General features: G+C 73.9%; 18 protein-coding genes and 3 tRNA genes. 15 read left to right on the forward strand and 6 right to left on the reverse strand.

Annotated elements, in window-relative coordinates; all coding sequences use genetic code 11:
* Positions 1-112 precede the first annotated feature (112 nt).
* The 8 genes from Cch01nite_RS19865 to Cch01nite_RS19900 all read left to right on the forward strand — a co-directional run bounded on the left by Cch01nite_RS19865 (position 113) and on the right by Cch01nite_RS19900 (position 12705).
* Positions 113-4729 (forward strand): ATP-binding protein, encoded by a 4617-nt coding sequence (locus tag Cch01nite_RS19865; RefSeq protein WP_203758242.1) that lies wholly within the window; start codon positions 113-115, stop codon positions 4727-4729.
* 85 nt (positions 4730-4814) lie between these two features.
* Positions 4815-5264 (forward strand): roadblock/LC7 domain-containing protein, encoded by a 450-nt coding sequence (locus Cch01nite_RS19870; RefSeq protein WP_203758243.1) that lies wholly within the window; start codon positions 4815-4817, stop codon positions 5262-5264.
* Between the two features lie 15 nt (positions 5265-5279).
* Positions 5280-5657 (forward strand): DUF742 domain-containing protein, encoded by a 378-nt coding sequence (locus tag Cch01nite_RS19875; RefSeq protein ID WP_203758244.1) that lies wholly within the window; start codon positions 5280-5282, stop codon positions 5655-5657.
* Complete coding sequence (locus tag Cch01nite_RS19880; RefSeq protein ID WP_239071126.1) at positions 5638-6249, forward strand: GTP-binding protein; 612 nt, start codon at positions 5638-5640, stop codon at positions 6247-6249. The genes Cch01nite_RS19875 and Cch01nite_RS19880 overlap by 20 nt, the downstream gene beginning before the upstream one ends.
* Before the next feature lie 119 nt (positions 6250-6368).
* Positions 6369-6890: a hypothetical protein gene (locus Cch01nite_RS19885; protein WP_239071128.1), complete on the forward strand. Its 522-nt coding sequence runs from the start codon at positions 6369-6371 to the stop codon at positions 6888-6890.
* 39 nt (positions 6891-6929) lie between these two features.
* On the forward strand, positions 6930-8324 hold the full coding sequence (locus tag Cch01nite_RS19890) for a DUF2252 domain-containing protein (protein ID WP_203758245.1): 1395 nt from the start codon (positions 6930-6932) through the stop codon (positions 8322-8324).
* Between the two features lie 100 nt (positions 8325-8424).
* Positions 8425-8516, forward strand: a tRNA-Ser gene (locus tag Cch01nite_RS19895).
* A gap of 163 nt (positions 8517-8679) precedes the next feature.
* Entirely contained in the window at positions 8680-12705 is a 4026-nt protein-coding gene (locus tag Cch01nite_RS19900; RefSeq protein ID WP_203758246.1) for an Ig-like domain-containing protein, read from the forward strand.
* A 55-nt stretch (positions 12706-12760) separates the two neighbouring features.
* Here Cch01nite_RS19900 and Cch01nite_RS19905 read toward each other — a convergent pair whose 3' ends face one another.
* Positions 12761-12997: a LuxR C-terminal-related transcriptional regulator gene (locus Cch01nite_RS19905; protein WP_373309970.1), complete on the reverse strand. Its 237-nt coding sequence runs from the start codon at positions 12995-12997 to the stop codon at positions 12761-12763.
* A gap of 286 nt (positions 12998-13283) precedes the next feature.
* On the opposite strand from Cch01nite_RS19905, the gene Cch01nite_RS19910 reads away from it, so the two are divergent.
* Positions 13284-13571 (forward strand): hypothetical protein, encoded by a 288-nt coding sequence (locus Cch01nite_RS19910; RefSeq protein ID WP_203758247.1) that lies wholly within the window; start codon positions 13284-13286, stop codon positions 13569-13571.
* On the opposite strand, the gene Cch01nite_RS19915 is transcribed toward Cch01nite_RS19910, so the two are convergent.
* Genes Cch01nite_RS19915 through Cch01nite_RS19925 form a run of 3 tightly spaced genes read right to left on the reverse strand, consistent with a single transcriptional unit; the run spans position 13568 to position 15890 of the window.
* Positions 13568-14497, reverse strand: coding sequence for a diacylglycerol/lipid kinase family protein (locus Cch01nite_RS19915; protein WP_239071130.1), 930 nt, complete (start codon positions 14495-14497; stop codon positions 13568-13570). The genes Cch01nite_RS19910 and Cch01nite_RS19915 overlap by 4 nt on opposite strands.
* Positions 14494-15216 (reverse strand): phosphatase PAP2 family protein, encoded by a 723-nt coding sequence (locus tag Cch01nite_RS19920; RefSeq protein WP_203758249.1) that lies wholly within the window; start codon positions 15214-15216, stop codon positions 14494-14496. The genes Cch01nite_RS19915 and Cch01nite_RS19920 overlap by 4 nt, the downstream gene beginning before the upstream one ends.
* A complete protein-coding gene (locus Cch01nite_RS19925) occupies positions 15213-15890 on the reverse strand; it encodes a phosphatase PAP2 family protein (protein ID WP_203758250.1) in 678 nt (225 codons plus the stop codon). Before Cch01nite_RS19925 ends, Cch01nite_RS19920 begins: the two co-directional genes overlap by 4 nt.
* A gap of 126 nt (positions 15891-16016) precedes the next feature.
* Here Cch01nite_RS19925 and Cch01nite_RS19930 point away from each other — a divergent pair, with 126 nt between their 5' ends.
* From Cch01nite_RS19930 to Cch01nite_RS19940, 3 genes are all read left to right on the forward strand, one after another.
* The gene (locus Cch01nite_RS19930) at positions 16017-17480 is read left to right on the forward strand and encodes an RNB domain-containing ribonuclease (RefSeq protein WP_203758251.1); all 1464 of its coding nucleotides are present in this window, start codon (positions 16017-16019) and stop codon (positions 17478-17480) included.
* A gap of 5 nt (positions 17481-17485) precedes the next feature.
* Entirely contained in the window at positions 17486-18847 is a 1362-nt protein-coding gene (locus Cch01nite_RS19935; RefSeq protein WP_203758252.1) for a hypothetical protein, read from the forward strand.
* A 133-nt stretch (positions 18848-18980) separates the two neighbouring features.
* Positions 18981-19562: a YdeI/OmpD-associated family protein gene (locus tag Cch01nite_RS19940; RefSeq protein ID WP_203758253.1), complete on the forward strand. Its 582-nt coding sequence runs from the start codon at positions 18981-18983 to the stop codon at positions 19560-19562.
* A gap of 108 nt (positions 19563-19670) precedes the next feature.
* On the opposite strand, the gene Cch01nite_RS19945 is transcribed toward Cch01nite_RS19940, so the two are convergent.
* Positions 19671-21191, reverse strand: coding sequence for an MFS transporter (locus tag Cch01nite_RS19945; RefSeq protein ID WP_239071133.1), 1521 nt, complete (start codon positions 21189-21191; stop codon positions 19671-19673).
* Between the two features lie 285 nt (positions 21192-21476).
* Here Cch01nite_RS19945 and Cch01nite_RS19950 point away from each other — a divergent pair, with 285 nt between their 5' ends.
* On the forward strand, positions 21477-22757 hold the full coding sequence (locus tag Cch01nite_RS19950) for a threonine/serine exporter family protein (protein ID WP_203758255.1): 1281 nt from the start codon (positions 21477-21479) through the stop codon (positions 22755-22757).
* 51 nt (positions 22758-22808) lie between these two features.
* A tRNA-Ser gene (locus Cch01nite_RS19955) sits at positions 22809-22897 on the forward strand.
* 69 nt (positions 22898-22966) lie between these two features.
* Here the strand turns inward: Cch01nite_RS19955 and Cch01nite_RS19960 are convergent.
* Positions 22967-24205 carry a low temperature requirement protein A gene (locus Cch01nite_RS19960; RefSeq protein ID WP_203758256.1) on the reverse strand — a complete coding sequence of 413 codons (1239 nt, stop codon included), beginning with the start codon at positions 24203-24205 and terminating at the stop codon, positions 22967-22969.
* 108 nt (positions 24206-24313) lie between these two features.
* Here Cch01nite_RS19960 and Cch01nite_RS19965 point away from each other — a divergent pair.
* Positions 24314-24386, forward strand: a tRNA-Arg gene (locus tag Cch01nite_RS19965).
* Positions 24387-24552: the final 166 nt, after the last annotated feature.

Consider the following 24552-nt stretch of genomic DNA (forward strand, 5'->3'; position numbering starts at 1 on the left):
GTCCGCTGTCCAGGAGCCGATGAGGCGAACGGAAGTCGTCACAGGGCGACGGCACGACAGTTCGGCACGGCCCCGATGGTGACACCCGAGTCGGGTGAACGAAAGGATCGACATGCTGCGACGGCTTGGCATCCGCGCCAAGGTGATGGCTGTCCTCGCCGTGCCCATGCTCGTCCTCTTCGGCGCTGGTGCGTACATCTCGGTGGACGCGCTGCGAGAGGCCAAGGAGGTCCGCGCCGCCGAGGGCGTCATGGCAGCACTGCAGGCGTACGCCCCGCTGTCCGGCGCCATCGAGGCGGAGCGCATGCTCAGCCTCAACGGCGGCACCCCGGAGCAGATCTCGGCCGCGCGCATCGCCTCGGACGACGCGCTGCGCGACGTCTTCCCGCTCACGCGGGCCCTCGACCTCGACGCCTTCCCGCAGGCCGTCGTCTCGCAGTTCAGGGACGTGCAGTTCGCGCACAACGAGATGCTGCCGTCGGCGCGTCACCTCGTGGACATCAACGGTCACCGCGAGGAGATCGCGCGGTACTACAACACGATCATCACGGGCCAGATCGCCCTCATGGAGTCGGTCGCCAACGCGCTGCCCAACCGTGACCTCGCCCGGTACGTGACCGCCTACCGTGAGGTCGCCACCACGAGCGACGGTCTCGTCAGCGAGCTCATCGACTCCATCGCCCTCATCAAGACCCGTGTCTCGCTCCAGACGGCCGCGCTGGCCTACGCCAACGAGACCGCCGCCAACGAGCTGTCGCGCCACCGTGCTCGCGACGCCGTCGACGGCCTCGGCCTGGAGGGCGTCGAGCTCAACCCCGACGACCCGTCCTACAACTTCACGAACATCCGGTCCGACCTGTCGCAGGGCAACGCCAACGCGTTCCAGTCGGTCGACATGCAGGCGTACGCCAAGGACATCCAGGACCAGCTCCTGTCGCTGTCCTCGGTGAACGACAAGATCCTCGACGAGGCCCACAAGATCGCCACGAAGGCGGCCGACGACGCCCAGAACCGCGCGTTCCTGACGATCGGCCTGGCCATCGCCGCCGGTATCGCGTCGCTGTTCTTCGCCGTCATCATCGCCCGAGGGATCGTCACGCCGCTGCGGCGCCTGACGGCCGCCGCCGCGAACGTCCGCGAGCAGCTCCCGAAGCTCGTCGAGCAGGTGGCCGTCCCCGGTGAGGGCCCGGAGATCACGCTCGAGCCCATCCCCGTCACCACGCGTGACGAGGTCGGTGAGCTCGCCCAGGCCTTCAACTCGGTGAACGCCACGACCGTCCAGGTCGCCCAGGAGCAGGCCGCCCTGCGTGGCTCGATCGCGGAGATGTTCGTCAACGTCGCCCGCCGCGACCAGGTCCTCCTCAACCGCCAGCTGTCGTTCATCGACTCGCTGGAGCGTGCGGAGGAAGACCCGTCGACGCTGGCGAACCTGTTCCGCCTCGACCACCTCGCCACCCGGATGCGTCGTAACGCCGAGTCGCTCCTCGTGCTCGCCGGCATCGACTCCGGTCGTCGTCTGCGCGACGCGATGCCGCTGTCCGACGTCATCCGTACCGCCTCGTCGGAGATCGAGCAGTACGACCGCGTCGAGCTCGACCTGCAGGTCGACCCGGCCATGCTCGGGTTCAACGCCCTCGGCGCCGCCCACATGCTCGCCGAGCTGCTCGAGAACGCGACGGTCTTCTCCGAGCCGGAGACCGCGGTCATCGTCACCACGGGTGTCGTCGGCCAGTTCGTCGTGGTCCGCGTCCTCGACCAGGGCCTCGGCATGAGCGACTCCGAGCTCGAGACCGCGAACGCCCGGATCAAGTCGACCGGTGCGAGCGACGCGCTCGGCGCCCAGCGCCTCGGCCTCTTCGTCGTCGGCCGGCTGGCCCAGCGCCTCGGCGCCGACGTGTACCTCGGCAAGAGCCCGCGCGGCACCGGCACCGAGACCATCGTCCGGTTCCCCGCCTCGCTGTTCGCCGCGAACGAGCAGTCGCTGTACGGCTCCCCGATGCCCGCGGCCGCCTCGCCGGCGCCCAGCATCGCCGCCGACGCGTTCACGCCGCCCGTCGTCGAGGAGGTCGACCTCGCCGCGCTGACCGACGGTGCGACCGCGCTCGGCCTGCCGCGTCGCCGTCGTGGTGACGACGGCGGTGACACCGACACGAACGCCGAGGGCGTCCCGGGTGTCGCCCCGGTCCTCGGCCGCAGCGAGCTCCCCGCGCGCCCGAGCAAGACGTTCGACCTCGACAAGATCGTCCTGCCCGAGGCCCCGTCCGGGAACATCTCGGCGGACCTCTCGACGGACGTCGGCGAGTGGAAGCCGCCGACGATCGCGGCCGAGCCGCTCAAGAACACCGGCCTGCCGAGCCGTACGCGTGCCGCGACGGCCGCGTGGGCGACGCCCGCCGAGGAGACCCCGGCCGCCAGCGCGCCCGCACCGGCCGCCCGTGCCGGCCTGTTCTCCGGCTTCCGTGGCCGCGGTGACCTCCAGCCGGGCACGCCCGCCGGTGGTACGGCCATCCCGGGCCTCGTCTCGGACTCGGCGTCCGCCCCGGACGCCGTGCGTGCCCCGTGGATGAGCCTGGGTGCGCACGCTGCGACCCCCGAGCCCATGGTCGTGCCGGGCCTCGTCGAGGACGACGAGCCGGCGTGGGAGCCCGAGCAGCCGTCCGAGGCCGCCGACCAGGCGCCCGCGGTCAGCGAGCAGGCGCCGTTCCAGGCCGAGCCCGAGGCCGAGCCCGCCGAGACGTGGGCCCCGACGCACGCCGCCGAGGTCGCCGAGACGTGGGCCCCGCAGGCCGCCGAGGTCGCCGAGACGTGGGCCCCGCAGGCCGCCGAGCACGAGGCTGCGCCCGCCGAGGCGTGGGCCCCGACGCACGCCGCCGAGGTCGACGAGCCCGCCTGGGCCCCGTCCGCCCCCGAGCAGCACGAGGTGGCCGCCGCCGCCGCGGCCGTCGCCGACGAGCCGTGGGCGCCGGTCCAGGACTGGGCCACGCCGTCGCAGACCGACGAGCCGGCCTGGGCACCTCAGGCCGCGGCCGAGCCGGCCGACGAGCCGTGGGCCCCGCAGGCCGCCGAGCAGGTCGACGCGCCCGCCGCCGCCGAGCTGCCCTCGCGGGTGTCGCCGCTCGACGACTCGCCGATGTTCGACACGGTCCTGCACGAGGCCGCTGCGGTCGAGCCGGTCGCGGAGCCCGTCGCCGAGCTGCCCGCCGAGATCGACCCGACGCCGGTCCTCCCGACGCGCCGGTCGGCCGCCGCTGCGGCCGCCGAGGCCCCCGCGGTCGACGCGCCTGCCGCGTTCACGTCGTACAGCGGCTACTCCGGCTGGGCCGGTGCCGCCTCGCGGGCCGCGTCCGCACCGCAGAGCGCCCCGCAGGCCCCGTTCGAGCGGACGCTCGACGAGGCACGGGCGTGGCACACCGGCGCGATGCCGATCGTCCCCGCGCCCGAGCAGGCCCCCGCGGCCGAGGCTCCGGCCGGCGACGCGTGGCCGACGCCCGCGTGGGAGGCACCCGCGTGGCAGCCGCCGACGTGGCAGGCCCCTGCGGCCGAGCAGGCCGTCGAGGCGCCCAGCGCACGCACGGACGAGACCGCGACGATCCTGCCGGTGATCCCCCAGCTCGAGCCCGACCCCGAGCCCGAGACGTGGAACGCCCCGGCCGCCGAGGCGTGGCCGGCGCTCGAGCCCGAGGTCGAGCCTGCAGAGCAGCTCGCGCCCGTCGAGGCCGTCGCCCCCGCGCAGTACGCGCCGGCTCCGTACGCGGAGGCTCCGGCTCCGTACGCCCAGGCTCCCGCGCCGTACGCCGAGGCTCCGGCTCCGTACGCCCAGGCTCCGGCCCCGTACGCCCAGGCCCCGGCCCCGTACGCCCAGGCCCCGGCCCCCTACGCCCAGGCCCCGGCCCCGTACGCCCAGGCTCCCGCGCCGTTCGCGCCCGCCCCTGCACCGTTCGCCCCGGCCCCCGCGCCGGTGCAGCAGGAGCAGTCGTGGGCCGCGGCACCTGCGCCCGAGAAGGCGTTCTCGGACCTGGTCCACGCCGGTGACGACGAGTCCCGCCCGAAGCGTCGTTGGGGTGGCCTGTTCGGCAAGCGCAAGGGTGACGAGACCGCTGCTGCGGGCACGCCGTCCGTCGCGTCGGCCGCGCCGGCCCCCGTCGACAGCGTCTCCCCGCCGCGCACGTCCGCGTGGTCGGCGGAGCAGCCCGCCCCGGTCGCCGAGCAGGCGCCGCCGAGCTGGTCGGCCCCCTCGTGGTCCGCACCCGCCACGCCGGCCCCCAGCGCGCAGCCGGCCCCGGTTCCCGCCGCCCCGGCACCGCTGGAGCAGCGGTCCGCCGGCTCGTGGTCGCCTCCCGAGTGGGCCGCTCGCCCGTCGGGTTCCGGCGCCCCCGTGTCGACGGTGCCCCACCCGAACGTCCCGCCGTCGGTCGCACCGCGGATCGGGACCCTGGACGACGAGGTCGCGGCCATGCTCGCACTGCGTTCCGACATCCAGGAGCAGGCGCTGTCGGAGCTGAGCCAGCTCTCGGCCTACCGGCCGAGCGCAGTCGGTGGCTCGGGCGAGCAGCTCACCCGGCGCGTGCCGTCGGCCATCCCGACGACGCCCGTCTCCGCTGACGAGGGCAAGCCCGTGCAGCGTGACGCGGACGAGCTCCGCTCGCGTCTGTCGAGCTTCCAGTCCGGGACCTCTCGCGGCCGCCGCGCCTCCGGCGACCCGTCCCCCGAGCAGAACGGCCCCGCCTGATGACTCCGACCGACCCCACCCACGTCGTCGCCGCCTCGGTGACGCGCAACCCCGCAGTCGTCGACTGCACCAGCAAGGAGGAAGTGTGACCGCGCTCAGCACCGAGGCAGCCAACTTCGGCTGGCTCCTGGACAACTTCGTCCGGACCGTGCCCGGCACTCGCCACACGCTCGTGGTGTCGGCCGACGGTCTTCTCATGGCGATGTCGGAGCAGCTCGACCGCACCAGCGGCGACCAGCTCGCAGCCATCGTCTCCGGGATGTCGAGCCTGACCCGCGGCGCGTCGCGCCAGCTGCGTGCGGGGGAGGTGCGTCAGGCGATCATCGAGATGGACCAGCTGTTCCTCTTCCTCATGAGCGTCTCGAACGGCTCCGTCCTCGCCGTGGTGGCGGAGTCGAGCTGCGACGTCGGGCTCATCGGCTACGAGATGGCGATGCTCGTCTCGCGGACCGAGGCGACCCTGACGCCCCAGCTCATCTCCGAGATGCGTGGGCAGCTCCCCGTCGACGGCGCCACGCGCGCGCCGGTGGCCTGAGGCCAGGTACGACGGATGAGCGAGCACATCGAGTACGAGGCGCGAACGGTCCGGCCCTACGCCGTGACCGGCGGCCGCGTGCGCTCGGCGCGCTCCGACCTGCCGCTCGAGGCGCTGGTCGAGGTGATGCCGGGTGCCGTGTCCGGCCAGGGTCTCCCGCCGGAGAAGCGGGCGATCATCCAGCATGCCGCCCACAACTACATCTCCGTGGCCGAGCTCTCGGCCCTCCTCCACCTGCCGCTCGGTGTGGTGCGGATCCTCGTGTCCGACCTCGCCGACCAGCAGTACGTGCGCGTGCACACCTCGCAGCCGGTCGACGTGAACACCGGTGAGTCCCCCGCCCTGTCCCTGAGCGTGCTGGAGAGTGTTCTCAATGGCATTTCCGCCCTCTGACGCCGCTGTGGCCGCTCCGGCCGGTACGGCGGGGTCCGTCGCCCCCACTGTCGTCAAGATCGTCGTCGCAGGCGGCTTCGCCGTCGGCAAGACGACCTTCATCGGGTCCATCTCGGACATCGAGCCTCTGAACACCGAGGCCGCGATGACCGAGCACTCCGTCGGCGTCGACGACGCCGGTGGTGTCTCGGACCGCAAGACCACCACCACGGTCGCGATGGACTTCGGTCGCATCGCGCTGCCGGGGTCGCTGTGGCTGTACCTGTTCGGCACGCCGGGCCAGGACCGCTTCCTGTTCATGTGGGACGACCTGGTCCGCGGCGCGATCGGCGCCGTGGTGCTCGTGGACACCGACCGCCTGGACCAGTGCTTCCCGGCCGTCGACTACTTCGAGAGCCGTGGCATCCCGTTCGTCGTGGGCGTGAACTGCTTCGACGGCGTCGCCAAGCACCAGCTGGACGACGTCCGTGAGGCGCTCGCGATCCCGGCGCACGTGCCGGTGCTCTACACGGACGCGCGCTCCCGGGCCGCGACCAAGCAGGCGCTCATCTCGCTCGTGCAGCTCGCGATGGAGCGTCTGCGCGCACGGTGATCCTGGTCTGACGACCGACGGCCGGCCCCCTCCTGGGGAGCCGGCCGTCGTCGTCTGCGGGCGGCGAGCAGGTCGAGGTCGGGTCGTCGGGGCACAGCCGTGTGCGTGATCATGGACGGGTGCCTGCTGACGCACCGGTCTCGCTCCCGCGTGGTGAGGCGGGCCTGCGCGTGGTGCCGCAGCCGCGGGGTGCCCTCGACGACGAGGTGCCGGTCCGGCGTCGGGTCTACGCGGACGGCACGGCCCTGGTGAGGTACCTCGTGGGCGCTCCGTGCCGGTCGGAGTGGCTGGCGTGGACGGCGGTGCACGAGGCGGACCTCGTGACGACGCCGCTCGGCGTGACGGAGCTGCTGCGGTCGGCCCGGCCACGGGGTGTCGAGGCGCACGGGATCGCGCACGACGTGGCCGCCCGTGTCGAGGTCGTGCGGTTCTCCGACCAGACGCTGCGAGCGGCGACCCATGTGGCGGGCGTCCTGCCTCCCTTCGCCGCGCTGCACGTCGGCGCGGCCGTCGCGCACCCCGACGTGCGGGCGGTCGCGACGTACGACCTGCAGCTCGCGCGCGTCGCGACGCTGTACGCGCTGGAAGTCGTCAGTCCCGGGATGCCGCCGCGGTGGTGGGAGGACGGCGCCGGCGCGTGACCACTTTCTGCGCGGACCGTCGCGGCATAGGTTCGGACCGTGAGCACCGCCGTCGAGCGCCTGAGCCGTGAGGAGAGGGTGCGGCGCGGGAAGGCGGCCCGGACGGTGCTCCCCCTGGACGCACTGGCGGACGCCGGTCCCACCGAGGGGCGACCCGACCCGGTGGACCTCCTGGAGCAGCAGGCGACGGCCCGGGTGCCCGAGCTGATCCCGCTGCGGTACGGGCGGATGTCGGAGTCGCCGTTCGCGTTCTACCGCGGGTCGGCGCTCGTCATGGCGCACGACCTCGCGAAGACCCCCGACAGCGGGCTGCGTGCGCAGCTGTGCGGCGACGCGCACCTCAGCAACTTCGGGGTGTTCGGCTCGCCGGAGCGGCGGATGCTGTTCGACGCGAACGACTTCGACGAGACGCTCCCCGGCCCGTTCGAGTGGGACGTCAAGCGGCTGCTGGCGAGCGTGGAGCTCGCGGCGCGGGCGAACGACTTTTCCCGCAAGGAGCGTCGTCAGGCGGTGCTGGGCGCGGCCCGGGCCTACCGGGAGGCGGTGCGGGAGTTCGCCCGGCAGGCGACGCTGGCCGTCTGGTACGCGCACGCGTCGGTCGAGGAGATGATGGACGAGATCCTCACGGACCTGCCTGGTCGGTCCGTGCGCCGCACCCGCGCCACCGTCTCGAAGGCACGGTCCAGCGACCACCTCAGGGCCGTCGAGAAGCTCACCGCGCTCGTCGGCGGGCACCGCCGGTTCGTCGCGGACCCGCCGCTGCTGGTGCCGTTGCGGGACCTCATGGACGAGGGCCACGCCGCCGTCCGGATGCACGACCTGCTGGTCGCGTACCGGACGTCCCTGCAGGACGACCGGCGGCACCTGCTGGAGCAGTACCGGCTCGTCGACATGGCGCGCAAGGTCGTCGGGGTCGGCAGCGTCGGCACCCGGGCGTGGATCATGCTGCTGCAGGGCACCGACGAGAACGACCTCATCGTCCTGCAGGCGAAGGAGGCGCAGGCGTCCGTCCTGGAGGAGTTCGCGGGGGCCAGCGACTACGGGAACCACGCGCAGCGGGTCGTCGAGGGACAGCGGCTCATGCAGGCGGCGAGCGACATCTTCCTCGGCTGGCAGCGGGTGGTCGGCGTGGACGACGTCGAGCGCGACTTCTACGTCCGCCAGCTGCGCGACTGGAAGGGTTCGTTCCCGGTCGACGAGCTGATCCCTGCCGGGATGGCCAGGTACTCGGAGCTGTGCGCGTGGAGCCTCGCGCGCGCGCACTCGCGGTCCGGGGACCGGGTGACGATCGCCGCCTACCTGGGGTCGTCGGACCGTGCCGACGAGGCGCTGGCCGAGTACGCGGCGGCGTACGCGGACCGCATCGAGACCGACCACGCGCGGCTCGTCGAGGCGATCGAGAGCGGCCGGCTGCCCGCCGTCAAGGGCGTCTGAGCAGGGAGCCCTCGGGCTGTGGGAGACTCGTGCACGCCTCGCGGAGCAGGTCGCGGCCGGACGACGACGTCAGGCACGCAGGGACCCGGACCGCAGGCCGGGAGGGCTGTCTGAGCGGCCGAAAGAGACGGTCTTGAAAACCGTTGGGGCGGGACAACCCCGTCCTCGTGGGTTCGAATCCCACGCCCTCCGCACCGTCCGTCCGGCGATCGTGACCGGGTGAGATCAGGGCGCACTCGGGTGAACGTCCCGGGCGAAAGGGGGAGTTCGGCCCGAACCCCCTGTCCGCTTCGGCACGATGCGCGTGCCGGAGTGCGCGTTCGTCCCCGGCATCCCCTTCGCCGGAGGACTCCCCTTGCGTCTGCTTGCGCGCCCGTTCCGTCGTCTGCTCGTCGCTGCCACCGTCGCGGTGGCGGTCGCCGCCGGCCCCCTCGCCTCGGGCGCCCAGGCCGCGCCCGCGTCGAACCCGGTCGTGAGCCCGGTGAGCGCCGGGGCGTGGGTGCCGGTGGCACCCGCACCCGCCTGGGGTGGTGTGCTCGGGGTGTCGTTCGGCGCCGGGGAGCAGCGGGACGCCGTGCTCGCGTCCGGTGGCGACGTGCCTGCCGGGACGCGGTCGCTGGTCGTGCAGGTCCACGTGCTGAGCGCGACGGACGCCGGGTCGGTCGTCGTGTGGTCCCCGGGGTCGCCGGAGCCGACCGGGACGACGGTGTCGTTCGGGCGGGGGGTGTCGTCGGCGACGACGCTCGTCACGACGAGCGCCAAGGGTGCGGTCTCGATCCGCTCCTCGGTCCCGTCGAGGCTCGCGGTCACGGTCGTCGGGTACGTGTCCGGCACGGGTGCCGCCCCGCTCGTCGGTGCGGGCGGGACCACGGTCGTCCCCGCCGGCACGGTCGTCGACCAGGCCACCGGGCTCGGCGGCACGGTCCCGGCGCCGGGCCGGGCGTCGACGGTGCCGCTCGCCGGTCTCGCCGGGGTGCCCGGCGAGGGCGCGCAGGCCGTGTGGCTGTCCGTGCAGGCGCGGGGCGCGACGGTCGGCGGCGTGACGTTCGCTTCGCCGAACGGCTCCCTCGGCGCGGCGACGGCTGCGTTCTCGTCGTCCTGGTCCACGTCGCTCGTCCTGGCTGCGCTGGACGCCGACGGCTCGGTCACGTACTCCCTGCGCGGCAGCGCGACGGACGGGCTGCGGGTCGCGGTCGTCGGCTGGGTCGCCGGCGCGAGCCGTGACGGTGCCCGGACGCCGACCCCGGACGGGGTGGTGCCGGTCGCGACGCGGACGCTCGCGAGCTCCGCGGGGCTCTTCGGGACGCGTGAGGTGAGCGTCACCGGGGCGGACGTCCCGAAGTCTCTGCGCGCGGCGGTGGTCCAGGTCGCGGTGCGCACGGGTCTGCTCCCGGCGACGCTCCGCGGCGCGGCGACCCCGGCGGGTGCACTGTCGGCCGACACCGGCGGCGCGTGGGTGCCGTCGTTCACGACCACGTCGACGACGCTCGTCGTCCCCGTGTCGAAGGACGGCAAGGCGTACGTCTCGGCGTCGCTCGGTGCGCAGGTCGAGTCCGTCACGCTCGAGGGCTACCAGGCCGGCCAGGTCGCAGCCGCGTCGGACACCGTCGCGCCGACCCTGCGGATCACCGCTCCCGCCGCAGGTGCGGTGGTCGACCAGGCCGAGTCGCCGGTCGTGACGATCGCCGGCACCACGGCCGACGCCGGGTCAGGTGTCCGCGAGGTGCGCGTGTCGGTCGACGGCCACGACCTCGGTGCCGCGCCGACGACGGGGACCGGTGGGGCGGACCTGCGCTGGGCGACGTCGTCCGCGGTCCCCGCCGGGGCCCACACGCTGCGGGTGCAGGCGACGGACTGGGCCGGCCGCACCACGACCCAGACGCGCACGTTCACCGTCGCGGCCGCGGCGCCGACGGACGTCGTGGTCGACCCCGACGCGCACGTGGTCAGCGACGCGGAGGCCGCGAGCCTGACCGGTGTCGGGTCGACCCAGGTCGTGTTCCAGGGCAGCGCGCCGGTGCACGCCGGTGACGTCCTCGTGTCGGGTGTCACCCCGCAGGCCCCCGAGGGCCTCCTCCGGCGGGTCGTCAGCGTGACGCGCTCGGGCGACGAGTCGGTCGTCGAGACGGTGCCCGGGGTGCTCACCGACGTCTTCGTGCAGGCGCACGTCGCCATCGACGACGAGCCGATCGCGGACCAGCAGCCCGGACCCGTCGTCGACGACGTCGCCGTCGCCGGACGGACCGCGTTCCGCGCGGCGAGCGTGGCCGCCCTGAAGAGCGCCGACCCGACGCACGAGGAGACGCTGGCGTCGCTCAAGGTCTCGACGCCCGGCAAGGAGCTCGTCGCGAAGATCGCCGCCACGGCCCGCCTGTCGATGACCTTCAAGCTCGACATCGACCCGCACTTCGGCCTGGGCACCATGTCGCCCGAGCTGGAGGAGTTCACGTTCTCGATCAACACCCGCGGTGGGATCGACCTGGACATCACGGCGCAGAAGGAGAAGACCTGGGAGTTCGAGCGTCAGCTCGGCTCGGTCCGCATCGGCGGCTCGACGATCCTCGTCGGCCCGGTCCCGCTGGTCCTCACGTACTCGCTCGACCCGTCCGTGTTCCTCGACGCGTCGATCGGCGGCAAGATCACGTCGACCTACGAGCTCTCGATCGAGACCCGTTCCGGCGTGACGTACACCGACGGGCGCTGGAAGGCGATCGACGAGAAGAAGTTCACGAACGAGCCGAACGCGACGGCGCACGTGGTCGTCGACGTCTCCGCCGGCGTGATCCTCGACTTCGTGGTCAAGGTGTACGACCTGGCCGGCCCGTACATCGGGCTCAAGGTCGGCCCGCGCTACGTCGGCGACCTGGACCTCATGGCGCTGACCTACACCCACACGGTGACCCTCGAGTACACGCTGCGGGTCGGGGCGAGGGTCGCCGTCCTCGGCAAGACGGTCGCCGACTGGAACCACGACTTCGAGCCGTGGGTCGCGAAGCTCTACACGCACACGTACCCGTACGAGAAGCCCGCTGACGGGACCGACCCGGGTCCCGGCGGGGGCGGCGGCAACCCGGGCGGTGGCGGGACGGGCGGCGACCCCGGCGACGGCGGCGGCGACCCGGGCGACGGCGGCGGCGACCCGGGCGACGGTGACGGCGACCCGGGCGAGGAGCAGCCGTCGGGCGGCTGGGACGTCGCCCTGGTGCTCGACCTGAGCGAGCCGGCAGGCCCCATGCGGGAGCGCCAGCGCGCCGCGGCCCACGCGGTGATCGACGCGCTCGGCGACGGCGACCGGGCGAGCGTGGGCATGTACTCGTCGTGGGGCGGCACCATGCTCTCCCTGACGAGCGACCTCGACCGGGTGCACGCCGAGATCGACGAGCAGTACGGCACCGACCTGGACGGGTGGAGCTACCCGGACATGGGGGACGGGACGATGTCGGCCATCTCGCACCTCGCGGAGCACGGCAGCCCGGGGCAGCGTCGCATGGTCGTCGGGTTCGGCGACGGCGGTGGCTGGACGGGGATCGCCGAGTACTACCAGGCCCTGGCGGCGGACAACGACATCGTCGTGCACGGTGTGGGCTTCGAGCCGATGTACATGGGGGAGCAGGTGGCCGCCGTCGCGCTGTCGACCGGGGGCACGTTCCTCACGATCGGCGCCGACGAGGACCCGGTGCCCGCCGTCCGGTCGTTCGTGCGCGGCCTCGGCGGCGCGCCGTCCGGCATCCAGGCGTGGGCGCACGTCGGCGAGGAGGTGTCCGGCGACACGCGCAAGGAGTTCGTCGAGGTCCAGCTCGGTGACCTTCCGGCCGGGACCGCGGCGGACGCCTCGGTGTCCTGCACGGCCACCGACCCGGTCCCGGGACCCCAGTGGCGGGGCCCCTACGCCAGGCTCACGTCCGCGTACACCGGTGGTGGGGTGTGGCGGCTCGACTGGGTCGACGCCACCCCCGCCGCTCCGTCGATCGGCCGGACGTACCTGTGCATCGTGCAGGCGGTCGACGAGGACGGTGTCGTCGTGGCGACGCAGCCGCTCGTCGTGAAGGACACCGACGGCACGCGCTTCCAGGGCACCTGGGTCCCGTCCGCGGGCGGTGGCGTGGACATCGCCCTCACCTCGTGGCCGGTCGGGACGAAGTCCCTGTCGGCGCAGTGCAGCTGGTGGCGCCCTGCCGGCCAGTACGAGCCGTCGGACCCCGGGTACTACACCAGCAGCTCCGAGCGGCCCGCTCCGGGCGGCACGTGGAACCTGCACGTCCCGGTGACGATCAGCGGCACCTACCGCTGCACGGTCGTGGGCCTCGACACCGAGGACCCGTTCGACTACTTCTCCAGCGAGACCGGACGGTCGGAGGCGGCGACGGTCGTCGTGTCCTGACCGTGCGGCACCGGCCCCGCGGACCCTCCGGGGTCCGTGGGGCCGGCCGCGGAGGTCAGAACCGGTGCGTGCGGGCCCAGTCGACGGCCTCGGCGCGGGTCGACACGCCGATCTTGCGGTAGATGGACCGCACCTGGGACTTCACGGTGTTCCGGGTCACCCACAGCTGGCGGGCGATGTCCTCGAGCGTCACGTCCCGGCGCAGCTCGGCGAGGACGACCCGCTCGCGGGTGGTCAGCGTGGCCGCGTCGTCGTCGGTGACGGCGTGGCGCTCGGTGGTGGTCATGCTCATGGTGGTTCCTCCCCCTGGAGGCGGCGTCTCAGGACCCCTGGACGACTTCTTCGTCCTGACGCGGGCGACGTCGCACCGGTACACGATCCATCGGCACCTCGGGGGCGTCTGATGAATGTTTCACCCGTGGAAGCGGGTGAAGCTTGTGTGACGGTCTTGCTGAGAACGGTGCAGGGGCCGCGCCGGTTCAATCCGGGTCGCCGCCGCCCCCCGAGCGCCGGTCGGCGGGCTCGGACGTACAGTCGACGGGTCGCAGATCGACGAGGGCGTCGACGAGGAGGACCGCATGGACACGCAGAGCGAGGGCACCCCGGACGAGCGGTTCGAGACGGAGGGTGAGCGCATCCGGTCCGAGGGGCTGCCGGGCGAACGACCGGACGTGGACACCGAGACCGAAGGGGAGCGGATCAGGGCCGCGGGACTGCCGGGCGACCGCCTGGACCCCCTCGCGGAGGCCGAGGCGGCGACCACGGAGGCGCACAAGATCCGTGCCGCGGACCTGCCCGGCGGCGAGGTGGACGACGTCGTGGACGACGCGACGGACGCGGAGAAGATCCGGCCCGACGGCGTCTAGCCGGAGTCGCCCGCTCGCGGCACGCACACCTCGAGCGCCCTGGGCCGGACGGTCGCGACGAGCGTGTCGGACGGGTCGATGACGTCGCCGTCGAGCTGGCGAGGCTGCGGGCGGGTGCTGCGGACGCTGATCCGTGAGCCGCGGAGCACCTCCATGCGGGGCACGCGCGGGCGTCGCAGGGCGACGGCGACGGCGAGCTGCACCCAGTGGCCGAGGTTGCGCGGCGCGATGATCGCGACGTCCATCTGGCCGTTGTCCGGCTCGGCGTCGGGCAGGAGGTCGACCCCGCCCTGGAGGCGCCCGACGTTGCCGACGAGCACGCTGCGGGCGTGCCGGCGCACGGGCGGCTGGTCGTCGACCCGCACCTCGACGTGCATCTCGTCGTCGGCGAGGTGCCGGAGCGCGGACACCACGTACGCGACCGACCCGGCCTTGGCCTTGAGCGCGGTCGGGGCGTCGTCCACCATGTTCGCGTCGAAGCCCATCCCGGCCATGACCGCGAACGCCTGACCGTCGACCTCGCCGACGTCGACGCGGCGCCGGCCGCCGGCGAGCGCGGTCGCGACGCCGTCGGCCACGGTGGTGGGGATGTCGAGGTTGGCGGCGAGCAGGTTGCCGGTGCCGCCGGGGAGGACGGCGAGCGCGGCGTCGGTCCCGGCGAGCCCCTCGACGCACGCGCGGACGGTCCCGTCGCCGCCGCACACGAACACCACGTCGGCGCCGTCCGCCGCGGCCTGCCTGGCCTGGCCGAGGCCGGGGTCCTCCGCGGTCGTCTCGAGCCAGGCGGGCGCGGGCCACCCGGCCTCGACGAGCTGGGCGGTGATCGCCTCGCGCAGCTCGTCGGCGCCCTCCACGCGGTGGGCGTTGACGACGACGGCGGACCGCCGCGGCCCGTCGTGCCGCTGCGGGGCGGGGACGCCGTTCACACGTCCCGCCGCAGGTAGCGCCACGCGAGGAACGCGCAGACGAGCCCGTTGGCCATGCCGACGAGCACGTCGGTGAGGTGGTGCATCCCCCGGTACAGGCGGGCGGACCCGACGAGCAGCGGCACGAGCAGGCAGACGACGGTGACGGCCCACCGCAGCCAGGGCCGGGCGATCCGCTGGGCGAGCAGGGCGACGGCCACGTAGAACGCGGTGGACGCGCTGGTGTGCCCGCTGGGGAACGCGGTGGTCGGCGGGGAGTCGTCGAGGAGCTCGACGTCGGGGCGTTCCCGCCCGACGAGCAGCGACGACGTGAGGAACAGGATCGACTGCAGGCCGATCGCGATCGCGGGCACCACCGCGAGCCACCACTGCCGGGTGCGCCACCAGAACAGCGCCACCACGAGCACGCACGCGCCGATGATGAACTGCGTCTGGCCGATGTTCGACAGGACCGACGTGAGCGACGTGAGCCCGGCGGTCCGCTGGGCCTCGAACCACCGGTTGACCGCGGTCTCGGACGGCAGGTCGTCGAGCGGCCCGACGATGAGCAGGCCGATCCCCACCATGACGAGCCACCACACGACCGCGGGGAGCAGGGCACGCCGGGCGAGGTCGCGGCATGCCGACCCGAACGTCGGGGCCGATGTGTCGAGCTCGTAGCGGTGGACGAACGTGCTGGCGGTCGAGTGGTGCTCCGCCTGGAGCGCGAGCGTGGTCACGGGTTCCTCTCCGTCGGGGGCTGCGCGCTCCAGCCCCGGTAGCCGATGTAGGACGCGCCGGCCATCGCGGTGCCGAGGAGCATGCCGGCGACCACGTCGGACGGGTAGTGCACGCCGAGGAGCACGCGGTCCGCGGCGGTGACGAGGGTGACGGTGCCTGCCACGACCGGGACGACGACCCGCCCGCGCCGCCCGAGCAGCGGCCACACGAGCAGCGTCAGCGTGACCGCTGCGGCGGCGGTGTTCGTCGCGTGACCGGACGGGAAGCTCGAGCCGGGGGCGTGCTCGAGGGCGTCCTCGACGACAGGACGCGCCCGTTGGACGAGCCCCTTCGCGGCGAGCTGCAGCACCCACGCCGCCATGAGGGTCCCGAACGCCCACAACGCCCGAGTCGCCAGGCCGTGCTTGCGCCAGACCCACAGGCACAGCAGCGCGCCCGCGAGGTTGACCCACCGGGCCTGCAGCAGCTCCTGCCAGACGACGAGCGCCCGCAGGAACGCGGGGTGCTCGCGGGTGAACGCCGTCGCGGACTCGATGGTCTCCTGGTCGAACCGGGTCAGGCCCGGCGCCTCGGCCCGCACGAGGTACGCGAGGACGAACACCGGCACGGACACGCCGACGCCGAACGCGGCGGCGCGCAGGAGGGCGCGCTGGCGGACGGTCGTCGTGGGCATCCTCGGAGGGTAGGAGGCGCCGGGAGGTCCCGCGCGGCGAGAGGCGGCCCCGTGGCACACGTCACCCGCCCGGGGCCACGGGAATCATGCTGGGCACCTCGGTCCGCTCCGACCTAGGCTCACCGCGTGCCCCGACGTCGCGTCCACCTCGCCACCCCGCCCCCCGTCGCCGGGGTCGAGGGTGTCGACGCCGCCGTCCGGGGCGGGCTGCGGGCGTTGCGCGACGAGCTCGCGATCCCCGACGGGTTCCCCGCCGACGTGCTCGCGGAGGCCGCCGGTGCAGCGGACCGGACCGTGGCCGCACCCCTCGACGCCACCGACGTCGAGCTCGTCACCATCGACCCGCCCGGCTCGCGCGACCTCGACCAGGCCGTGCACCTCGAACGCCGCGACGGCGGCTACCGCGTCCGGTACGCGATCGCGGACGTCGCCGCCTGGGTGGCGCCCGGCGGGGCCGTCGACGGGGAGGCCCGACGCCGCGTCGAGACCCTGTACGGGCCCGACGGCCGCACGCCGCTGCACCCGCCGCAGCTCTCCGAGGGCGTCGCGAGCCTGCTGCCCGGCCAGGACACCCCCGCGCTGCTGTGGACCATCGACCTCGACGCGTCGGGGGCACCCGTCGACGTGTCCGTCCGTCGGGCGCGCGTCCGCAGCCGCGCCCAGCACACGTACGACGAGGTCCAGCAGGCGCTCGACGACGGCACCGCGAGCCCGTCGCTGCAGCTCCTGCGCGAGGTCGGGCGGCTCCGCGAGGACGCCGAGCGCGCCCGCGGCGGCATCACGCTGCCGACCCCCGAGCAGGAGGTCGTGCCCGTCGCCGACGACGGGTGGACCCTCGTCAGCCGCGCGACCCTGCCCGTGGAGGACTGGAACGCCCAGATCTCCCTGCTCACCGGCATGTGCGCCGCGCGGCTCATGATCGACGCCCGGATCGGCGTCCTGCGGACCCTGCCCGCGGCCGACCCGCGCGACGTCGACCGGCTCCGGCGCTCCGCGCTCGCCCTCGGCGTGCCCTGGCCGGACGGCGCGTCCCACGGCGAGGTCATCCGCGACCTCGACGCGTCGACGCCCGCCGAGGCCGCCCTCCTCACCGAAGCCACCACCCTCCTGCGCGGCGCCGCGTACGTCGCGTTCGACGGATCCGTGCCCGACGACGTCGAGCACGCCGCCATCGCCGCCCCCTACGCGCACGCCACCGCGCCGCTGCGCCGGCTCGTCGACCGGTTCGTCGGCGAGGTGTGCGTCGCCGTGTGCGCGGGCGACGAGGTGCCCCGCTGGGTCCGCGACGCCCTGCCGCTCCTGCCGTCGCTCATGGCGGGCGGCGACCGCAAGGCGTCCGAGTACGAACGCGGCTGCCTCGACCTCGTCGAGGCCGTGCTCCTCGCCGACCGGGTCGGTGAGACGTTCTCCGGTGTCGTCGTCGACGTGCGCGACGACCGGAGCGCGGGCGTCGTGCAGCTGCGCGACCCCGTGGTGCGCGGCCGGGTCGACGGTGTCGACCTCCCCCTCGGGGAGCGCGTCGACGTGCGGCTCACCGAGGCGTCCGTGGCCCGGCGGACCGTGCGGTTCACGCTCGACGGGAACGGCTGAGGCTCGTGGCCGGCACGCCCGACGACGCCGCGGCCGGCGGGTCCGTGCCCGGCGGGTCCGTGCCCGGCGGGGCCGTGCTCGACGGGGCCGTGCTCGACGAGGCTGCGCGCGACGCCGTGCCAGACGCAGTGCTCGACGACCTCTACGGCGGAGCGGCCGACGACTTCGTCGCCCGCCGGGACGCCGCTGCTCGGGCCGCCCGGGACGCCGGCGACAAGGACCTCGCCCGTCGCATCGGCGCCCTGCGCAAGCCGACCGTCGCGGCCGCGCTCGTCAACGCCCTGGTCCGGGACGACCCCGGCCTCGCCGACCGGGTCGTCACGCTCGGCGACGCGCTGCGGGAGGCCGAACGGACCCTCGACGGCCGTGCGCTGCGCGACCTCACGCGGGAGCGGCGGGCGCTCGTGACGACGCTCGTCGCCCGGGCGCGGTCGCTCGCCGCAGCGTCGGGTCAGCGGGTCGGGGAGGCCGTCGCGCACGAGGTCGACCAGACGCTCACCGCCGCGCTCGCCGACCCCGACATCGCCCGGGACGTCACCTCCGGGCACCTTGCCGCCGGTCGCGAGTACTCCGGCTTCGGCGGGTTCGGCCTCGGGACGGCCGACGACGCGGGGACCGGGCGCGACGACACGTCGGCGGCCGGTGCGGACGACGCGGCGACGCGGGGACGCAGCTCCGCCTCCGGCGCGGCCGGGTCCCCCCGTCGACGGGTGCCGAGCGGGCGTCTGACGGTCGTCGACGAGCCGGCCGACGAGCCGGCCGACGGGTCGACCGACGCGGGGACCAGGTCCGCCGGAAGTGGCGCCCGCGGCACCACGACGTCCGGCGGGAAGGGGAAGTCCGGCGGCAAGGCGAAGTCAGGGGCCGGCAAGACGTCCCGGGCGGGCGCCGCGGACAAGGGGACCTCCGGAGCCTCGGGCACGAGGGCCGGCATGGCAGAGCCAGCGACCGGCACCGCCACGACGGGCAAGCAGTCCGGCACGGTCGCGGACCGGCGGCGTCGTGCGGCGGAGTCCGCCCGCACCACCGCGGCCGACGCGCGCGACCGTGCCCGCAAGGCCGCCGACCGCGCCACCGACCGGCGCGACGAACGACGCGCCGACCTCGACGAGGCGACACGCGCCGCCCGCGCCGCGCACGACCTGCACGACGAGCTCGTGGCCGCCGTGACCGACCTGCGTCGCCGGCTCGCGAAGGCCGACAAGGACGCCGTCCGCGCCGAGGACCGGCTCGCGAAGGCCGAACGTGCCCTGCACGACGAGGAACGGGCGGCGATCGGCGCCGCGCAGGACCTGCGTCGCGCCGAGCGGGCGCTCCAGGCCGCCGACCGTGACCTCGACGCGCTGGACGACGAAGCACCCACCTGACAGCCGTATTCACCACGACGCACCCCGCACCGCACCCGAACCGCACCGCACGCACCGCACCCGCGCCGCCGGCACGCACCCCGGACCGGCACATCGCACGCCGCCCCCGCGCGGCCCCGAGACGGAGGACCACATGGCCGGCACCCGCGACGACGCGCCCCAGGTGCACGCCGAGACCGCCGAGGAGTGGCGGGCCTGGCTGGAGGCGCACCACGCGGACACCCCGAGCGTCTGGCTGGTGTCGTGGAAGTCGGCGACGGGCCGCCCGTCGGTCCCGTACGAGCGGGCCGTCGAGGAGGCGCTCTGCTTCGGGTGGATCGACTCGACGAACCGTTCGCTCGACGACGAGCGCGGGGCGCTCTGGTTCACGCGCCGGAAGCGCGGCGGCGGCTGGGCGCGCACCAACAAGGAGCGGATCGTCCGGCTGGAGGCCGACGGCCGGATGACCGCAGCAGGCCGGGCCGTCATCGACGCCGCGAAGGCGGACGGGTCGTGGACGCTCCTGGACGACGTCGAGGACCTGATCGTCCCCGACGACCTCGCGGCCGCGTTCGACCGGTACCCGGGGTCCCGGGAGAAGTACGACGCGTTCCCGAGGTCGGCGCGGCGCGTGATCCTCGTGTGGATCGTCCAGGCGAAGCGTCCGGAGACGCGTGCGGCCCGCCTGGACCAGACGGCCCGGCTGGCTCAGGAGGGCAAGCGCGCCGCCCAGTGAGGCCGAGGAACCCAGTGAGGCCGAGGAACCGGCCTTCGGACGTCGATCGACGCCCGGGTCCGTCAGGGGGTGCCCGGCCCCTCCAGCGCGGGCACCCCCTGACCGACGTCAGGCCGCGACGGCCGCCTCGGCGGGCAGGTCGGCCTTCTTCGCGGAGATGAGCGCCAGCGCCACGAGGAACGCGAGCGCGAGGAGCACCCCGCCGCCGAGGAAGGCGACGTGGTACCCGGCGACCTGCGCCTGTGCGACGACCGCCGGCTGCGAGACGTCCAGACCGGACGCCGCGAGGTCGGCCATCTTGTTGGTCGTCGCGGTGATCGCGAACGTGTTGAGCAGCGCGAGCCCGAGCGACCCGCCGACCTGCTGCGACGTGTTGAGCAGCGCGGAGGCGATGCCCGCGTCGTGCCCGCCGACCCCGTACAGCGCGGTGCTCGACGCCGGGATGAACACCGCGCTCATGCCGACGCTCATGACGATGAGGCCGGGCAGCACCGACGTCCAGTACGACGACGTCGGGGTGGTGCGGAGCAGGAGCAGCAGCCCGCTGGCGGCGAGCGCGAGCCCGATCAGCATGAGCGGCTTGGGTCCGACGCGCGGCAGGAGCTGGGCCACGACGCCGGCCATGAGGATGATCCCGAGGCTGAACGGCAGGAACGCGAACCCGGCCTGCATGGGCTCGTAGCCGAGCACGTACTGGAAGTACAGCGTCATGAACAGGAACATCGAGAACAGCCCGGCACCGACCAGGAAGAACACCAGGTAGGACCCGCCCCGGTTCCGGTCGAGCGCGATCCGCAGGGGCAGCAGCGGGTTCGCGACCCGGCGCTCGAGCAGCACGAACGACACGAGCGCGACGGCCGCGAACGCGAGCAGCCCGACGACGAGCGGGTCGGTCCAGCCGACGGCCTGCGGGAGGCCGTCCTCGCCGGTGGTCTGCTTGGCGGCCTCGGTGAACGCGTAGACGAGCGCGACGAGCCCGGACGAGGCGAGGACCGCGCCGGGGATGTCGAACCGGGTGTCGCCGTGCGCCTTGGACTCCTTGAGGATCCGCGCGCCCGCGATCGCGGCGAAGATCGCGATCGGCAGGTTCACGAACAGGCACCAGCGCCAGCCGAGGTACTCGGTGAGCGCGCCACCGGCGAGCAGGCCGATCGCGGCGCCACCACCGGAGATGGCACCGAACACGCCGAACGCCTTCGCGCGCTCGCGGCCCTCGGTGAACGTCACGGTGATCAGGGCGAGGGCGGCCGGCGCGAGGAGGGCGCCGAACGCCCCCTGGAGGGCGCGCGCCGCGAACAGCAGAGCCTCGCTCTGCGCAGCACCGCCGAGCGCGGACGCGACCGCGAACCCGAGCAGGCCGATGATGAGCGCCCGCTTGCGGCCGACGTAGTCGGCGATGCGCCCGCCGAGCAGCAGGAGGCCGCCGAACGCGAGGGTGTAGGCCGTGACGGCCCACTGGATGTCGGCCGACGCGATGTCGAGGTCGGCGGCGGCGGAGGGCAGCGCGATGTTCATGATCGACGCGTCGATGATGAGCATCAGCTGCGAGATGGCGATGACGGCGAGGATCAGCCAGCGTCGCGGGTCGGGTGCGTCTGACTCGTGCGCCCCGCGGGGCGCGTCGGTCACAAGGGCAGGGTCGGTCACAACAGGCTCCCTGGAGGCGCAGGAAAGGAAGGGTGCGGCGTCGTCGCCGGATGAGGTGGGGATGTGAGCCGCAACGCTAGCGGCGCCCTCTGACATCCCCGTCTCGCAGGGATTGCCGCTGGTCAGCACATCAGCGGCCGCGACGGAGGGTCAAGGGAGATTCGCCGGGAGCGGACAGGGGACTCTCAGGAACCTCTCAGGTGTTCGCCGACCCGCCTCGGGCCCCTGGTCCTGCCGGGAGGCCCGGGTCCCGGCCATGATGGGCGGGTGCCCACCGCGCCCACGGACGACGAGCTCGAGCTGATCCGACGTTCCGGCGTCGCCCTGCGGGTGGGCCGCCTCAGCCTGTCCGCGGGCACCGGCTCGTACCGGGTGAAGGCGTCGATGGCCCGCATGGCGCGTGCGCTGGGCGTCGACCGGCACGAGGCGCAGGTGACGCTCACCGAGATCACCACGACGTCCCACCGGGGCCGCAGCTTCCGGACGGAGGTGTCCGAGGTCCGCCGGGTCGGCGTCAACGCGGACCGGCTCGCCGACCTGGAGATCCTCGTCAGCGACCTCGAGCGGGAGGCGACGACCACCGGCACGGAGGTCACGGTCGAGCGGGCCACGGCCGAGCTCGACCGCATCGCCGCCAAGCCCCCGCTGTACCCGGCCCTGCTCAACGCGCTCTGGTCGGGCGTCGCGTGCGCCGCGTTCGCGTTCCTCAACAACGGCGGCCCGGTGGAGATCGGCGCCGTGGCCGTCGGCGCCACGCTCGGACAGCTCGTCCGCCGCGCGATGCTGCACCGCGGGTACAACCAGTTCGGCGTGACGATGCTCGCGGCCGCCGTCGCGGCGTCCACCTACCTCGGGCTCGTCGAGGCCCTGCAGGCGCTCGGGGTCGTCGAGGGACGTCACCAGGCGGGCTACGTCTCGGCCGTCCTGTTCCTCATCCCCGGCTTCGCGCTCGTCACCGCGGCGCTCGACCTCGCCCGCCTCGACTTCTCCGCCGGCCTGACCCGCCTGACGTACGCGCTGATGATCCTCGTCTCGGCCGCGCTCTCGCTGTGGGCGGTGTCCAGCATCGTCGGCCTCGCACCCGACCCGGCGACCCCGCTCGACCTCGACCCGGGCGTGCTGCTCGCGCTGCGGTTCGCCGCGAGCTTCCTCGGCGTGCTCGGGTTCGCCCTCATGTTCAACAGCCCGTGGCGGATGGCGCTGCTCGCCGCGACCGTCGGCATGGTCGCGAACGTCGGACGCCTGATGCTCGTCGACGCCGGGTTCGCGACGCAGAGCGCCGCCGCCGTCGCTGCGCTCGCCGTCGGGGTGCTCGCGGCGTACGCGGCGCCGCGGATCCACGTCCCGCGCGTGACGATCTCCGTCCCCGCCGTCGTCATCATGGTCCCGGGCGCGACCGCCTACCGGGCGGTGTTCCACCTGGCCGACGGGGCGACGATCCTGGCGCTGTCCTACACGGTGCAGGCCGCGCTCGTCGTCGTCGCGCTGTCCATCGGCCTCGCCGTCGCACGCATGCTCACCGACCGGACCTGGGCTTTCGACCGCTGACGGACGGCTTTGGTGCAGGGCCCTGCGCCCGGGTACCCTGTCCCACGTCTTGGAGACGTCGCATAGCCAGGTCTAGTGCGCGACCCTGCTAAGGTCGTGAAGGGGCAACCCTTCCGTGGGTTCAAATCCCACCGTCTCCGCTTCACGAAGGCCCGGTCCACGACGGACCGGGCCTTCGTCGTGGGCGTTCCGGGCAGATCGGGGCGGGCTCAGTCCGCCGCAACGGTGCGCCGGCGGCGCTGCGGGACGACGTCGCCCACGATGACGGCGAGCAGCACCGCGTTCGTCGCCCAGCTCAGCGTCAGCGGCGTGACGACCCCGTGCAGCGCGACCAGGCCGACGGACGCCGCGACGCCGACGAGGTGCGGCACCGACCACGGCCCGCCCGTCGCCCGCCGGAACAGGGCGTTGCCCAGCAGGTAGACGGCCGCCGCGCCGCACATGATCCACGCGGTCCACGCGTCGGTCGCGCCGCCCTCCGCGCCCAGGTGCACCAGCACGAGGTCGTCGGCCACGGCCGTGAGGACGATCCCGGTGATCAGCAGGAACGGCACGTACGTGTAGGCCGTCTGCGCCACCATCCCGGGCTGGTCCTGCGCGGCGAAGTACGCGGCCGCCTTCTGCTCGGACCGGTCGAAGAACAGCAGCCACATGAGCACCGTGCTGACGAACGCCGCGAGGAACGCGACGACCGTGACCACGTCGACGTCGAGCTCGGAGAACGCCGCGCCCGTCACGATGATCGACTCGCCCAGACTGATGATGATGAACAGCGACACCCGCTCGGCCATGTGCGAGCTGCGGACCTCCCACGTGTCCGGGTTCGTCGGGCCGAGACCCGGCACCCAGAACAGCGCACGCGGCCCGACGACGTCGAGGAGTGCCGCCACGACCCACAGCGCGACCCGCGCGTCCTCGACCAGTGCGCCCGCGATCCAGAACGCGCCCGACGCGCACTGCCAGATCGTGATGCGCACGAAGTTCATGGCGTTGTCCGGCCAGTGCCGCCCCATCGCCCACGTCGTGAACGCCGTCCGCCCGACCTGGATGATCACGTACGGCACGGCGAACAGCAGGGCCTTCTCGCCGAACGCCTCCGGGATCGCGCTCGACATCATCAGCCCCAGCAGCATGAGGACGATGAGCATCGTCCGGACCGGGACCCGGTCGGGGTCCAGCCAGTTCGTCACCCACGTGGTGTCGATCCAGAGCCACCAGATCGCCCACGCCAGCACGAGCACCTGTCCCAGGTGCTCGACGTCCGGGTGCGCGATGAGCGTGTGCGACAGCTGCGTGACCGCGAAGACGAACACGAGGTCGAAGAACAGCTCCACGAACCCGACCCTGCTCGAGTCGTGCCCGCCGCCGTGCCGCAGCACGTCGGCCCGCATGCCCCACCGGCCGCCGCCCGTGCCGAGCCGACCAGTGTCCGCCGTGGGTGCCGTCATGCGCGCGATCCTGCCAGGGGCTGCGGGGACGTGGGCAGGGTCACCCGCATCCGGTTTGGGCGGCGGGCCGTCGACCTGTATCGTCTTACGCGGCCCGCAGAGGGCCATGCGCCCGTAGCTCAATGGATAGAGCATCTGACTACGGATCAGAAGGTTGGGGGTTCGAGTCCCTTCGGGCGCACATCAGCCCCTCATCAGGCACCACGCCTGGTGAGGGGCTTTTCGTTTCCCGGCCACCGAGGACCGTTCCCCAGTCAGCGCCCCTCGCGGTACGTCCCGCGTCAGGTCGCCAGCTCGCCCGCCAGAAGCCGGAGTGGTCGCCTGTCGTCGTCCACAGCCTCACCCGT

The sequence above is a fragment of the Cellulomonas chitinilytica genome (genome assembly GCF_016862675.1).
In the GTDB taxonomy this organism is placed as follows: domain Bacteria; phylum Actinomycetota; class Actinomycetes; order Actinomycetales; family Cellulomonadaceae; genus Cellulomonas; species Cellulomonas chitinilytica.

What these genes read in the sequence shown, in the direction of transcription:
- Cch01nite_RS19865 (WP_203758242.1), top strand. Translation starts at nt 113, where the DNA reads ATGCTGCGACGGCTTGGCATCCGCGCCAAGGTGATGGCTGTCCTCGCC.
- Cch01nite_RS19875 (WP_203758244.1), top strand. Translation starts at nt 5,280, where the DNA reads ATGAGCGAGCACATCGAGTACGAGGCGCGAACGGTCCGGCCCTACGCC.
- Cch01nite_RS19880 (WP_239071126.1), top strand. Translation starts at nt 5,638, where the DNA reads ATGGCATTTCCGCCCTCTGACGCCGCTGTGGCCGCTCCGGCCGGTACG.
- Cch01nite_RS19905 (WP_373309970.1), bottom strand. Translation starts at nt 12,997, where the DNA reads ATGAGCATGACCACCACCGAGCGCCACGCCGTCACCGACGACGACGCG.
- Cch01nite_RS19910 (WP_203758247.1), top strand. Translation starts at nt 13,284, where the DNA reads ATGGACACGCAGAGCGAGGGCACCCCGGACGAGCGGTTCGAGACGGAG.
- Cch01nite_RS19925 (WP_203758250.1), bottom strand. Translation starts at nt 15,890, where the DNA reads ATGCCCACGACGACCGTCCGCCAGCGCGCCCTCCTGCGCGCCGCCGCG.
- Cch01nite_RS19940 (WP_203758253.1), top strand. Translation starts at nt 18,981, where the DNA reads ATGGCCGGCACCCGCGACGACGCGCCCCAGGTGCACGCCGAGACCGCC.
- Cch01nite_RS19960 (WP_203758256.1), bottom strand. Translation starts at nt 24,205, where the DNA reads ATGACGGCACCCACGGCGGACACTGGTCGGCTCGGCACGGGCGGCGGC.